Origin of the sequence: Bacillus tequilensis, from assembly GCF_012225885.1 — a bacterium.
Lineage (GTDB): Bacteria > Bacillota > Bacilli > Bacillales > Bacillaceae > Bacillus > Bacillus tequilensis.
In genome coordinates this window covers 1,038,264-1,051,436 of record NZ_CP048852.1, presented here as the reverse complement: position 1 = coordinate 1,051,436, position 13,173 = coordinate 1,038,264, and the positions used below count along the sequence as shown (strand labels likewise).

Below are 13,173 nucleotides of genomic sequence, written 5' to 3'. Positions count from 1 at the left end.
AAAAGCAATCTGAAATCAGATTGCTTTTTCTTCTTTAACGTTCGCAGGCGATTAAATCTTTATCGCGGTCTTTATTTTTATTGGCATCATAAAGCGTTTTAGAGACGTAAGGCTTGTACTTCGTTTTTCCGCCTTTATTTTTCACCTTCGACGTGCGGGCCACCCCGCCTTTATATACTTTGTTTAACTCCTTGCAGTTCTTATAAACCTTTACCTTTGTTTTAGCTTCCGCCACATGATCTGCTCCGTATGAAAAACCGAAAACGAGACCGAGTGACAGCAAAACCGCCGCCGTTTTCTTCATGACGATATACCCATCTCCCATCCAATATTTAGTTGTTTTATAGCTGGATTTATCATAATTCATACAATCTTATTTGACAAGATAAATATAGAAGTAAGTCTGTTTTTTTGTCTTTCAGCAGTCAAACTGCCAAAACATGTTTTTCTCTATATGCTGCGGGGGTACACGTACGAATATACACCAAACAGAATAGGAGCGTTGATGATGTCTGATTCAAACCTTAGCAATCCTTTAACAGCATTTTTTCACGATGAATTCCCTGAACAATATCAAGAACCGCCCGGCCTGCAAAAGAACATGAAGCCGGTGCCGGATTGCGGGGAAAAAAGCTATAAAGGAGCGGATAAACTGATTGGCCGAAAAGCGCTTGTCACCGGCGGCGATTCCGGTATTGGCCGCGCTGCCGCAATTGCTTACGCCCGGGAAGGCGCCGATGTGGCCATTAACTATTTGCCTGCGGAGCAGCCTGATGCCGAACAGGTAAAAGAACTGATAGAAGCAGAAGGACGAAAAGCAGTGCTGATCCCCGGAGACTTGAGCGACGAGTCCTTTTGCCGGGATTTGGTCAAACAGGCCCATCAGGAACTTGGCGGATTGGATGTACTGGCGCTGGTTGCCGGTAAACAGCAAGCGGTCCAAAACATTGAAGACCTGCCCACTGAACAAATCTATAAAACATTTGAAGTGAACGTCTTTTCCCTTTACTGGGTTGTAAAAGCGGCACTTCCGTATTTGCCGGAGGGAGCTTCAATTATCACTACGACCTCAGTTGAAGGCTACAACCCAAGCCCGATGCTGTTAGATTACGCAGCAACGAAAAACGCCATTATCGGTTTTACTGTCGGACTGGGAAAACAGCTGGCTTCCAAAGGCATCAGAGTGAATTCAGTTGCGCCTGGGCCAATTTGGACGCCGCTGCAGATTTCCGGAGGCCAGCCGACGGAAAACATACCGACATTCGGTCAAAGCACACCGCCATCACCGCTAAACCGAGCTGGACAGCCGGCAGAATTAGCAGATGTTTATGTATTTCTAGCTTCAGAGAATTCAAGCTATGTGACCTCTCAGGTATATGGCATCACCGGCGGAATTCCGACGGCCTAAAGCAAAGGAGCTGTCCTGTTCGGTCAGCTCCTTTCTATTTTCTAATATCGCTCCCCGAGCTCTCGCAAAATAAAATCATAAATCATCTTCGTCCGCTCTTCCTTCGGGTACAGCATAAATTCCTGCCGTTTCGGCACGCGGTGTTCGATTCGATCTTGGAATTTGGTTCTGAGCCACGCTGTCCGGTAAACCTGGTTTTCAAACGAATTGCAGGAGATCGGCAGCTCCATCGTTTTGCCGTTCGAAAAGGTCACTTCTGTATCGTCGAATTCAGTCGGTTTGAATTCTTTCACATGCACATGGGAAATCCAGCCGCATTGGGGTCTTGTCGAAGAAAGTGTAGGGAATAAAAAGATTTGGTTCGAAGGGTCCACCATAATCGGCGGTTTGTGGGAAATTTTTGTCACTTCATAAGTTCCCGCTTTTCTTCCCGCATAGCTTGATCCGAAAAACCGGCAGCTTCTGTCGACAATTTGCAGCGGCTTCATGCTGACGTAAAACACGCAGTCTTTTTCAATAATTTCGGAACAGATTTTGCCATCGATTTCTTCTGGCAGCACGGCGATTGTTGCGCCGTTTACTTCATACGATTCTAAGGGTGCGTCTGTTTTTTGACTCATATTATGGCCTCCATCCTTTTTCTGCAAAATTTATACTAATAATCTATCATCTGTTTTTATAAAACGACAGTTTTTTTTACCAAATAAGCTAAAATCATCTTTTAATGATATTTATTAGCTCTAAATTACTAGTAATAAACCGATTTTACGTCCATAGGATCTGCTGGTTTACGGCATTTTGCAGGATATGTCGATAGATTGCCAAGTATTAGTTGTCTAAAGATTATAAAAATTTATTGATTTTTTCGATTGTTATCCATATACTATAAAAAAGGCATTGGGGGGATTCTTTATGAAAGAGAAAAAATCGTACACTGAGCTCATGAAGTCCCGCAACACGCAACAAACAAAAGAATTTGATGTCACAATGACGGATGTCTACATTCAAATGGTGCTCGATGAATCCTTGTATAAGCGCCGTCTGACCATGCTGACGGACCAAATCAACAAAGCCTTGGACGAAAAAGATAAAGATGCGTTTTTGACGCTCTCTAAAGAATATGCAACGCTCAAACAGAGCGAATAAGCCAATCCTTAAGGATTGGCTTTTTATTACCCATTCACAATCGTGCCGCCATTGACGTGAATCGTCTGTCCTGTAACATATGAGGAATCATCGCTGGCAAGGTATAAATAGCTTGGCGCCACTTCCACCGGCTGCCCCGGGCGTTCCATTGGCACGTCTGAACCAAACACTTCCACATCCTTTGCCGCAAAGGTGGCTGGGATAAGCGGTGTCCAAATGGGACCCGGCGCTACTGCATTGACCCTAATGCCCTGTTGAACAAGTGACTGGGAAAGGGACCTTGTAAATGTGACGATGGCTCCTTTTGTCGCTGAGTAATCGATCAGCGTTTTACTCCCTTTATAAGCGGTAATTGAAGCGGTATTAATGATGGAGCTGCCTTTTTTTAAATGAGGCAGCACTGCCTTTGTTAAGTAAAACATGGAGAAAATGTTCGTTTGAAAGGTTCTGATCAGCTGATGGCTTGTGATTTTTTCAATGCCTGGCTGGACATGCTGCTCAGCTGCGTTGTTGACCAGTATATCAATGGACGGAAACGCTTGGCTTGCCTGCCTGACCACATCATTGCAAAACGCTTCATCTCCGACATCTCCCGCAATCAGCAGACATTTTCTCCCTTCCTTTTCTACATACTGCTTTGTTTCCTCGGCGTCCTGATGTTCATTCAAATACACAATGACCACATTAGCCCCTTCTTTTGCGAATAACACCGATACAGCGCGTCCGATTCCGCTGTCTCCTCCAGTAATAATTGCGGTTTTGCCCTCTAATTTTTTCGCTTTCTTCGGCTTATCAAAAACCGGACGGGGATCCATGAGATATTCCAAACCCGGCTGCTGGTTCTGATGCTGAGGCGGCAATGTTTTCTTTTTTTGATTCGCCAATGAGCTCACTCCTTTTCAACCTTATTAGGTTATGAACAATGCCTGCTTCCTATGTATGAAAAGATAGAATATGGAAAAATTAAGGGATAAATCTGATTGGAGGTATAATGGCTTGGCTAATCCATATTTTGCAAAGGAAGCACCTGAAACATACTGGAGAACATCAACCGACCTGCCTTCTTTTCCGGCCCTTGAAGAGGATACCGAATGTGATGTCACCATTATCGGGGGCGGAATTACGGGAATCACAACAGCGTACGAACTCACAAAGAGAGGCTTTCGTGTCGTATTGATTGAAGCAAATCAGGTTCTCAATGGCACTACTGCCCATACAACCGCTAAAATCACCGCACAGCATGACATGATTTACGATGAGTTTATCCGCCATTTCGGATTGAATCACGCGAGGCTTTATTATGAAGCAAATCAAAACGCAATTGATTACATAAAAGGAATTGTGGATGAACATCAAATTGATTGCGAATGGATCGAACAAGATGCTTATCTTTACACGGCAGATGAAAACGCTGTGCAAAAAATCCGCACTGAGCACGAGGCATACACAAAGCTCGGCATTGAAAGAGACCTTATCAAGGAACTTCCGATTCCCGTTGGTTCTAAGCTGGCGCTTGTCATGAAGAATCAAGCCCAATTTCATCCGCTGCAATACTTAAAAGCGCTTCTCGGGCAGATTGTTCAAAAAGGCGGACGGGTTTTTGAAAACACAGTTGCGCTTGATATCAAAAAAGGAGAAAGGCCTGAAGTCATCACAAAAAACCGGCACGCCATTAAGAGCCGCTTTATCATATGCTGCTCCCACTTCCCTTTTTATGATGGCGGCGGATTATATGCAACGAGAATGTACGCTGACAGATCCTATGTCCTTGCCATCAAGCCGAAAATTGAATATCCCGAGGGCATGTATTTGAGTATCGATAAGCCGTCAGTGGCGCTCCGCTATACCATCGCCAATGGAGAAAAACTGATTCTCTTTAGCGGAGAAAGCCATAAAACCGGCCAGGGAAAAGACATGTCGACACATTACGAAACACTGAGAAAAGCGGCAGAAAGCACCATCGGCATCGAAAACATCTCGTATTATTGGTCCACCCAGGACCTTGTGTCAATTGACAAAATTCCGTTTATCGGACCGATGTCGGAAAACGAGGACAATATTCTTGTCGCGACCGGTTTCAAAAAATGGGGCATGACGTCATCAGCTGTCGCGGCCACTCTTTTGTCAGACCTTGTGGAGAAAAAAGACAATCCATACGAAAGCATTTTCACGCCGTCCCGTTTCCATCTAAATCCCGGATTGCAGAAAGTGATTTCCTACAATGCCGATGTCGCCAAGCATTTGATTAAAGGAAAGCTCGAAAAGCCTGATGTCCAATTTGACGAGATTGCGCCAGGAGAAGGGAAAGCTGTCACCATAAACGGCAGGCGAGCGGGGGCTTTTCGGGATGAAACAGGCTGCCTCCATCTCGTCGATACGACGTGCACCCATTTGGGCTGTGAGGTCGAGTGGAACGACGGCGAGCACACGTGGGATTGCCCATGCCACGGATCACGCTTTAAACCAACCGGCGAGATTGTAGAGGGTCCGGCGATTAAACCTTTAAAACAAATAAACCTTGATTAAACCGTTCATTTTAATGAACGGTTTTTACAAATATTTTTAATTTGCAGCTTCATTCGTGCTCCTCTTGACCGATAAAAAAGAAAAAGGCTTAAAAAGCCAAAAACTAAACATTATTTTTCCCAAGGGGGATCACTGGATTGTTATTTAAAAAAGATAGAAAACAAGAAACAGCCTATTTTTCTGATGCAAACGGACAGCAAAAAAACCGCATCCAGCTCACAAACAAACATGCGGATGTCAAAAAACAGCTCAAAATGGTCAGATTAGGAGATGCCGAGCTTTACGTGTTAGAGCAGCTTCAGCCACTCATACAAGACAACATCGTATCCATCGTCGATGCGTTTTACAAAAACCTTGACCACGAAAGCTCATTGATGGATATCATTCATGACCACAGCTCAGTTGACCGCTTAAAACAAACGCTAAAACGGCATATTCAGGAAATGTTTGCAGGCGTGATTGATGATGAATTCATTGAAAAACGAAACCGAATCGCCTCCATTCATTTAAAAATCGGCCTTCTGCCAAAATGGTATATGGGCGCATTCCAAGAATTACTTCTGTCAATGATTGACATTTACGAAGCCTCTATTACAAATCAGCAAGAACTGCTGAAAGCTATTAAAGCGACAACTAAAATCTTGAATCTAGAACAGCAGCTTGTACTTGAAGCGTTTCAAAGCGAATACAGCCAAACCCGTGATGAACAGGAGGAAAAGAAACACCTTCTTCATCAGAAAATTCAAGACACCTCTGGATCGATTGCCAATCTGTTTTCAGAAACGAGCAGATCTGTCCAAGAGCTTGTGGACAAATCTGAAGGCATTTCCGAAGCATCCAAAGCCGGCACAGTGACATCCAGCACAGTTGAAGAAAAGTCAATCGGCGGGAAAAAAGAGCTTGAAATCCAGCAAAAACAGATGAACAAAATTGACACAAGCCTTGTCCAAATCGAAAAAGAAATGGTCAAGCTGGATGAGATCGCACAGCAGATTGAAAAAATCTTCGGCATTGTTACAGGTATTGCTGAACAAACAAACCTTCTCTCACTCAATGCTTCTATTGAATCTGCCCGCGCCGGCGAACACGGCAAAGGCTTCGCCGTAGTGGCAAATGAAGTGCGGAAGCTTTCTGAAGACACGAAAAAAACCGTCTCTACCGTGTCTGAGCTTGTGAACAATACGAATATGCAAATCAACATCGTATCTAAACATATCAAAGATGTGAATGGACTAGTCAGCGATAGCAAAGAAAAAATGGCTCAAATTAACCGCTTATTCGATGAAATTGTCCACAGCATGAAAATCAGCAAAGAGCAGTCAGGCAAAATCGACGTCGATTTGCAGGCCTTTCTCGGAGGGCTTCAGGAAGTCAGCCGAGCCGTTTCTCACGTGGCCGCTTCTGTTGATTCGCTTGTCATACTGACAGAAGAATAAACATTAAAAACCGGTCTGCCATGCAGCCGGTTTTTTCATATCTATTATGTTAACCTTTATCAATAAAACGTTGACATAACAATTGTCTGCCTTTATTGTATAACCATATTTAATTATGGTTTGGAGGATTTCATATGCTTAGATTAATAGACATGATGCATATTGCCATTTTTACCGCGCTGATGGCCGTGCTTGGCTTTATGCCCCCTCTCTTCTTATCTTTTACACCCGTTCCGATTACATTACAAACGCTTGGTGTTATGCTGGCAGGCAGCATCCTCAAGCCTAAATCTGCTTTCTTGAGCCAGCTTGTCTTTTTGCTGCTTGTCACGTTCGGAGCGCCGCTTTTGCCGGGCGGACGAGGCGGCTTTGGTGTTTTTTTCGGACCGAGCGCAGGCTTTTTGATCGCCTATCCTTTCGCTTCATGGCTGATCAGTTTAGCCGTTTCCAAATTGCGAAGGGCGACTGTATTGCGGCTCTTTTTCACACATATCCTATTCGGCATCATCTTCATTTATTTGCTCGGTATACCTGTGCAAGCTTTTATGATGCATATTGATTTTTCACAGGCCGCCTTCATGAGTCTTGCATATGTGCCTGGTGATTTGATAAAAGCGGCTGTATCCGCGTTTCTGGCAATTAAAATCACCCAAGCCTTGTCTCTTTCCGATACGATGTTTACAAAAGGAGGCTGACATTTCATGACAATTACTCATCCCTATTCAGCTATTGCCGAAACATCGCCACGCCGTGTGGCCATACATACTGAATCAGAGCAAATCACGTACCGGGATTGGGTCCGTCTTGTCTCTCAAACCGCAAATTGGCTGCGGTCGCTGCCGAAGATGCCGAACCGTGTGGCGATTTTGCTCCCAAACAGTCTTGCGTTTTTACAGTTGTTTGCCGGAGCCGCAGCGGCGGGATGCATCGCAATTCCTATCGACATACGCTGGAGCGCGGCAGAATGTAAGGATCGCCTGGCCATAGGCAATGCGGATCTTGTGGTTACTTCAGCCTTTTTCAAAAATAAACTGATAGAAAGCAAAACGCCTGTTGTTTTGCTGGATCACTGTATGGCAGCGATATCAGAGGCATCCGCTGTATCCCTGCCTATGATTGACCCTGAACATCCCTTTTACATGGGATTTACGTCAGGTTCGACAGGAAAACCGAAGGCCTTCACACGATCTCACCGCTCATGGATAGAGAGCTTTGCCTGTACGGAAACAGATTTTTCAATTTCAGCAGATGATACGGTATTGATTCCCGGAACGTTAATGTCCTCACACTTCCTATATGGGGCTGTCAGCACTTTGTTTCTCGGAGGAACCGTTTGTTTGCTGAAAAAGTTCTCCCCCGCTCAAACGAAGGAATGGCTGAACCGTGAATCAATCAGCGTTCTCTATACCGTACCGACGATGACAGATGCCCTCACCCGGATTGGGGCCTTTCCAGACTGTCCCGTCAAAATCATTTCATCGGGTGCAGACTGGCCGGCTGAAGCTAAGAAGAAGCTGGCCGATACATGGCCGCAGCTCAAGCTATACGATTTTTACGGCACATCAGAGCTTAGCTTTGTGACATATTCCTCACCTGAAGACAGCAAACGGAAGCCCCATTCAGCCGGCCGCCCGTTTCACAACGTCCAGATTGAAATCCGTAACGCTGCCGGGGAACGCTGTCAGCCTGGGGAAATCGGAAAAATATTCGTTAAAAGCCCGATGCGTTTTTCCGGCTATGTCAATGGCAGCGCACCGGATGAATCCGGCTGGATGACAGTTGATGATATGGGCTGTGTCGATGAGGAGGGCTTTCTATACATATCAGGAAGAGAAAACGGGATGATCGTGTACGGAGGATTAAATATTTTCCCAGAAGAAGTTGAACGTGTGCTTCTCTCCTGTCCAGAAGTTGAAAAAGCCGCTGTCGTTGGAATCCCTGATGAATATTGGGGAGAAATCGCCGCGGCCGTCATTCACGGAAATACGAATGCCAGAAAGCTGAAAGCCTGCTGCAAACAGAAACTAGCTTCCTATAAAATACCGAAAAAATGGGTGTTTACAGACAGCTTGCCAGAAACGAGCAGCGGAAAAATCGCCCGTTCCATCGTGAAGAAATGGCTAAAAGAGGGTGCAGTGTAACTTGAATGCGGTTATTGTTAATGCAAAACGAACGATCTTTGGTAAACAGAACGGGCTGCTGAAGCCATTTCTTCCGGAAGATTTGGCAGCCCCCATCATCAGCTGTCTCAGCCGAAAGCTGGAGAATCAAATCGATGAGGTCATTTTCGGGAACGCGACCGGCAGAGGCGGGAACCTCGCCAGGCTGTCAGCACTGCAAGCCGGACTGCCTTTTTCGGTTCCCGGGATGACGATTGACAGACAGTGCGGCTCCGGCCTTGAAGCTGTGCGCTATGCCTGCACGCTCATTCAAGCGGGAGCCGGTACGATGTATATCGCGGGCGGCTCAGAGAGCAGCAGCCAATCGCCTTTTTCAGAGCGGGCCCGCTTTTCTCCAGAGTCTATCGGCGATCCCGACATGGGCATCTCGGCAGAATATACGGCGTCACGCTATTCCATCAGCAGAAGCATGCAGGATGAATATGCGCTTCTCAGCCATCAACGCAGCAGAAGCGCGCATGATGAAGGATGTTACCGAGAAGAAATTGTTCCGCTCGGAGAATTGGAGACGGACGAAGCATTTCTGAAAAAGCGGCCGATAGAAGCGATCATTTCCCGTGCGAAACCGGTTTTCGACACCAGCTCCGGGACAGTCACGGCAGCCAACAGCAGCGGCATATCAGACGGAGCGGCCGCTCTCCTTGTAATGGAAGAAGAAAAAGCGGCAGCGCTGGGGCTTAAACCTGTGCTCCGGTTTATCGGCAGCGCCGTCAGCGGGATCCACCCAAACTATCCGCCCGCAGCACCGGTTGATGCGATCCGAAAGCTCTTAGCTGCACACAATATAACACCTGAAGATGTCGATTTATTTGAAATCAATGAAGCCTTTGCCGTCAAAATTTGTGTCTGCTCGCGAGAACTCGGTATCCCCTTTTCAAAAATCAATGTGCGCGGCGGCGCGTTAGCTCTGGGTCATCCGTATGGCGCATCGGGTGCAGCTCTGGTTACAAGATTGTTTTATGAAGCGCAAAGACGGACAGACTGTCAATATGCCGTTGCGGCCATTGGAAGCGGCGGCGGAATCGGACTGGCTTTATTATTTGAAATTCTTCCCTGGACTTTTTCATAGGATGCGTTGCTTCGGTTTAGTATAATAGCGGTATGACCAAAGTCAGGAAGGGGATTATATGACAGCTGTTTGTTTAGTAAGACACGGAGAAACTGATTGGAACCGGCAGCAAAAATGCCAAGGCAAAACTGATATCCCGCTAAACGCGACAGGTGAACGCCAAGCAAGAGAAACCGGAGAATACGTAAAGGATTTTTCTTGGGATGTCATTGTAACGAGCCCGCTGAAAAGAGCGAAAAGAACTGCGGAAATCATTAATGAATTTCTGCATCTTCCGATTGTTGAAATGGATGATTTTAAGGAACGCGATTACGGCGATGCGGAGGGCATGCTGCTGGAAGAACGGACAAAGCGCTATCCGGATAAAGTCTATCCGAATATGGAAACGCTGGAAGAGCTCACTGACAGGCTGATGGGCGGTTTGGTAAAAGTGAATCAGGCGTATCCAAACCAGAAGGTGCTGCTCGTCGCGCACGGCGCAGCCATTCACGCACTGCTGACGGAAATCTCCGGCGGTGATCCAGAGCTTCAAAGCACACGCCTTGTCAACGCCTGTCTCAGCAACATTGAATTTGCAGAAGAGAAATGGCGGATTAAAGACTATAATATCAACAGCCACTTATCCGGCTTTATCAAATAAGAAAAGACAGGCGTCCGCCTGTCTTTTCTTTTATTTTTTATTAGCTGGCATCTCTTTCTGAAGCTCATTCAAAATGGCGTCCGCCCCGTCCACACTGCGGCGCAGAGACCATGCTGCGCGGTCCACGCGGTACACGTGCCCGTTTTTCACTGACTTCAGCTTCTTCCAAAGCACATTCTCTTCGATTGGGCGTTTGCCGTCCGCATTGATATCATCTGTTTTTCCTGTCATCAGGATGATCACATCCGGATCTGTTTTCAACAGCTGCTCCAGCGTCATTTTCACGTTCACTGAATCGCCGCCATTGCTTGATTCGCTATTGCTTGACGTGCTGATCGCATATCGGTAGCCAACCTGTGTTAAAAGTCTTGATGTGAAGAAATTCTCATCTCTGGCCATAATCGTGTCATTTGTGCTGCCAATCAAAAGTACGGATTGGCTGTTCGCGCTGATTTTCTGCTTTGTCTCGCTCATCTTTTCTTCGTGCGCCGTCAGCTTTTTCTCCATTTCCTTCTCCTTGCCGACAGCTTTTGCAATCGTAAGTGAAGCGTCAATTGTATCCTGGTAATCAGCATTTAAATTATGGAGCGCGATCGTCGGCGCGATTTTTTTCAGCTGATCGTACACCTTCTTATGACGGGTTGTGTCAGCAATAATGAAATCGGGTTTTAATGAAGCGATTTTTTCCATGTTTGGCTGTGAGCGAGTGCCGACAGATGTGTAGCCGTCCATTTTCTTCAGCACATCTTTGTTGATCAGCTGCTTTGCTTTATTGTCATCGGCAACCCCGACAGGCGTAATGCCGAGATCAAGCAGCGTGTCGATAAAACCAAGCTCAAGAACAACAACCCGCTTCGGATTCTCAGGCACATTTGTCTTCCCCAAATCATGTGTGATTGCGACTTTATTTTCTTTGCTGTTTTGACTGCCGCTTGAAGATGAGCAGGCAGCCGTTAAGACAGAAAGAAGTAAAACTGTAAGAATAATCAGTGTTTTTTTCATACGTTCCAGTCTCTCCTGTATATAGTTTCTGCGATGAAGATGTCCAAGAAATAGTATAACATGGAATGATAATCATTATCACAAATTATTTTTGAAAAGTTCAGCTTATAAGAAAAACTCGTTTCTCACATAATGAAGTGGATGGATCAAAAACAAACGAAAGCGTAACATGATGTACACAAAAAGGCTTGCAGAAAAACCCAGCCTTCTCTGCAAGCCTAACCTGTTAAAGCTTTACAAGCACTCTTCCTTGAATGTGATTTTGCAAAATATCTTTTAACGCTGCCGGCGCTTCTGCCAATGATACTTCTCTGTCCACGACAGCCTCCAGCTGATCAGGCTTGAGATCAGAAGACATGCGGTCCCAAACGGCTGCCCTGACCTCCATGGGACAGTACACTGAATCAATTCCGAGCAGGCTGACCCCGCGAAGAATAAATGGATACACCGTTGCGGGAACTTCTCCCCCGCCCGTTAAGCCGCTCACTGCGACAGCTCCGCCATATTGAATTTTGCTTAACAGCGAGGCAAGCTGTTTGCCGCCGACAGGATCGACCGCTCCCTGCCATTGCTGTTTGGACAGCGCCTTAAGCGTTCCGTCATAGACATCTTCCCTGCTGATCACTTCGCTTGCACCGAGACGCTTCAAATAATCAGCCGCCTCCCGGTTTCCGGTGCTTGCCGCCACTTCATAGCCCCGCTTGTTCAGTATCGACACCGCAATTCCGCCGACACCGCCGGTTGCTCCTGTGACAAGCACGCTTCCTTTTTCCGGAGACAGGCCGTTCTGTTCAAGCCGATGCACCGATAACGCCGCGGTAAATCCAGCCGTTCCGTATATCATCGCTTCTTTTAATGAAAGATTCTCCGGCAAAGGCACCAGCCAGTCACCAGGAACTGAAGCATATTCACTTAATCCGCCATCGCGGGAGACACCGAGCTCATAGCTTGTCGCAATCACCTCATCCCCCTCGGTAAAACGCGGATCATTGGAAGAGACGACCGTACCCGCAGCATCAATGCCCAAAATAAGCGGATACTCTCTGACGATATTGCCGCCTGCTTTTCCAGCCAGACCATCTTTATAATTGATGCCGGAATAAGCAATTTTAATGAGGACACCGTCCTTCGGCAAATCCTCTGTTGACATGGTTTTCACATGGACTGAAACATCATCGGCATTTTTCTCTGCCCGCAATGCTTGAAATAACGTTGACATTCGGCACACTCCTTTTCATTTCTATCGTAACCGAAGAACGTCCAAAAAACCAAATCATCAAGCTCCCATTTTTCACTTAGCCGGCACATTGAGATGATAGTGAACAAATGCAGTTTCCTCTTCATAACCGTTTTGCTCATACAAACTTCTTGCCGTCCGATTGTGGTGTTCAGTTTTAAGCGATAAACAGCTTGCCCCATTTTCTGCAGCAAAATCCTTTGCGGCAGACAGCAGCCGTCCGCCGGCTCCCTTTGTTCGCGCATGAGGTGCAACAAATAAGTCATTTAATATGTAGATTCTTTTCATTGACACAGAAGAAAACGTTGGGTAGAGCTGGGTAAAGCCTATGAATTCTCCTCTTTCTTCCGCGATCAAAATAATAGACTCGTCATGTTCCAGACGCGCTTTCAAAAAAGCCTCTGCCCCCTCCAAATCGGACGCCTGCTTATAAAATTCCCGGTACTGGTTAAATAACGGCGCGATGGATGTTGCATCTGATGTGTTTGCTTGGCGAATGTTCATTGTATTTCCTCCCTCTCTATAATCG

At 46.2% G+C, this 13,173-nt stretch carries 14 protein-coding genes and 1 pseudogene; 9 read left to right on the top strand and 6 right to left on the bottom strand.

Annotation, left to right across the window (positions count from 1 at the left end; all coding sequences use genetic code 11):
- Window positions 1–34: 34 nt before the first annotated feature.
- Entirely contained in the window at window positions 35–304 is a 270-nt protein-coding gene (locus G4P54_RS05550; protein ID WP_024712930.1) for an excalibur calcium-binding domain-containing protein, read from the bottom strand.
- A 204-nt stretch (window positions 305–508) separates the two neighbouring features.
- Here G4P54_RS05550 and G4P54_RS05545 point away from each other — a divergent pair, with 204 nt between their 5' ends.
- Window positions 509–1,408 (top strand): SDR family oxidoreductase, encoded by a 900-nt coding sequence (locus G4P54_RS05545; protein ID WP_024712929.1) that lies wholly within the window; start codon window positions 509–511, stop codon window positions 1,406–1,408.
- A 41-nt stretch (window positions 1,409–1,449) separates the two neighbouring features.
- Here G4P54_RS05545 and comK read toward each other — a convergent pair whose 3' ends face one another.
- Complete coding sequence (gene comK / locus G4P54_RS05540; RefSeq protein ID WP_167872032.1) at window positions 1,450–2,028, bottom strand: competence transcription factor ComK; 579 nt, start codon at window positions 2,026–2,028, stop codon at window positions 1,450–1,452.
- Window positions 2,029–2,320: 292 nt separating this feature from the next.
- Between comK and G4P54_RS05535 the strand changes: the two genes are divergently transcribed.
- Window positions 2,321–2,554, top strand: coding sequence for an IDEAL domain-containing protein (locus G4P54_RS05535; protein ID WP_024712927.1), 234 nt, complete (start codon window positions 2,321–2,323; stop codon window positions 2,552–2,554).
- Window positions 2,555–2,580: 26 nt separating this feature from the next.
- Here G4P54_RS05535 and G4P54_RS05530 read toward each other — a convergent pair whose 3' ends face one another.
- The gene (locus tag G4P54_RS05530; protein WP_167872031.1) at window positions 2,581–3,438 is read right to left on the bottom strand and encodes an SDR family oxidoreductase; all 858 of its coding nucleotides are present in this window, start codon (window positions 3,436–3,438) and stop codon (window positions 2,581–2,583) included.
- A 112-nt stretch (window positions 3,439–3,550) separates the two neighbouring features.
- Here G4P54_RS05530 and G4P54_RS05525 point away from each other — a divergent pair, with 112 nt between their 5' ends.
- From G4P54_RS05525 to phoE, 7 genes and pseudogenes are all read left to right on the top strand, one after another.
- A complete protein-coding gene (locus G4P54_RS05525) occupies window positions 3,551–5,080 on the top strand; it encodes an FAD-dependent oxidoreductase (RefSeq protein ID WP_167872030.1) in 1,530 nt (509 codons plus the stop codon).
- Window positions 5,081–5,334: 254 nt separating this feature from the next.
- Window positions 5,335–5,712, top strand: a pseudogene (gene hemAT / locus G4P54_RS21620) (heme-based aerotactic transducer HemAT); the annotation flags it as partial.
- A gap of 288 nt (window positions 5,713–6,000) precedes the next feature.
- Window positions 6,001–6,516 carry a methyl-accepting chemotaxis protein gene (locus G4P54_RS21615; RefSeq protein ID WP_376746285.1) on the top strand — a complete coding sequence of 172 codons (516 nt, stop codon included), beginning with the start codon at window positions 6,001–6,003 and terminating at the stop codon, window positions 6,514–6,516.
- A 134-nt stretch (window positions 6,517–6,650) separates the two neighbouring features.
- A complete protein-coding gene (locus G4P54_RS05515; protein WP_167872028.1) occupies window positions 6,651–7,211 on the top strand; it encodes a biotin transporter BioY in 561 nt (186 codons plus the stop codon).
- Between the two features lie 6 nt (window positions 7,212–7,217).
- The gene (locus tag G4P54_RS05510) at window positions 7,218–8,657 is read left to right on the top strand and encodes an acyl-CoA synthetase (RefSeq protein ID WP_167872027.1); all 1,440 of its coding nucleotides are present in this window, start codon (window positions 7,218–7,220) and stop codon (window positions 8,655–8,657) included.
- A gap of 1 nt (window position 8,658) precedes the next feature.
- Window positions 8,659–9,765 carry an acetyl-CoA C-acyltransferase gene (locus G4P54_RS05505; protein WP_167872026.1) on the top strand — a complete coding sequence of 369 codons (1,107 nt, stop codon included), beginning with the start codon at window positions 8,659–8,661 and terminating at the stop codon, window positions 9,763–9,765.
- 58 nt (window positions 9,766–9,823) lie between these two features.
- Window positions 9,824–10,405 carry a phosphatase PhoE gene (gene phoE / locus G4P54_RS05500; protein WP_167872025.1) on the top strand — a complete coding sequence of 194 codons (582 nt, stop codon included), beginning with the start codon at window positions 9,824–9,826 and terminating at the stop codon, window positions 10,403–10,405.
- 30 nt (window positions 10,406–10,435) lie between these two features.
- Here the strand turns inward: phoE and G4P54_RS05495 are convergent, their stop codons facing one another.
- The 3 genes from G4P54_RS05495 to G4P54_RS05485 form a co-directional block, all read right to left on the bottom strand.
- On the bottom strand, window positions 10,436–11,407 hold the full coding sequence (locus tag G4P54_RS05495) for an ABC transporter substrate-binding protein (RefSeq protein ID WP_167872024.1): 972 nt from the start codon (window positions 11,405–11,407) through the stop codon (window positions 10,436–10,438).
- 226 nt (window positions 11,408–11,633) lie between these two features.
- Window positions 11,634–12,626, bottom strand: a complete 993-nt coding sequence (locus G4P54_RS05490; protein ID WP_167872023.1) for an acrylyl-CoA reductase family protein — start codon at window positions 12,624–12,626, stop codon at window positions 11,634–11,636.
- 72 nt (window positions 12,627–12,698) lie between these two features.
- Window positions 12,699–13,148 (bottom strand): GNAT family N-acetyltransferase, encoded by a 450-nt coding sequence (locus tag G4P54_RS05485; protein ID WP_167872022.1) that lies wholly within the window; start codon window positions 13,146–13,148, stop codon window positions 12,699–12,701.
- Window positions 13,149–13,173 lie beyond the last annotated feature (25 nt).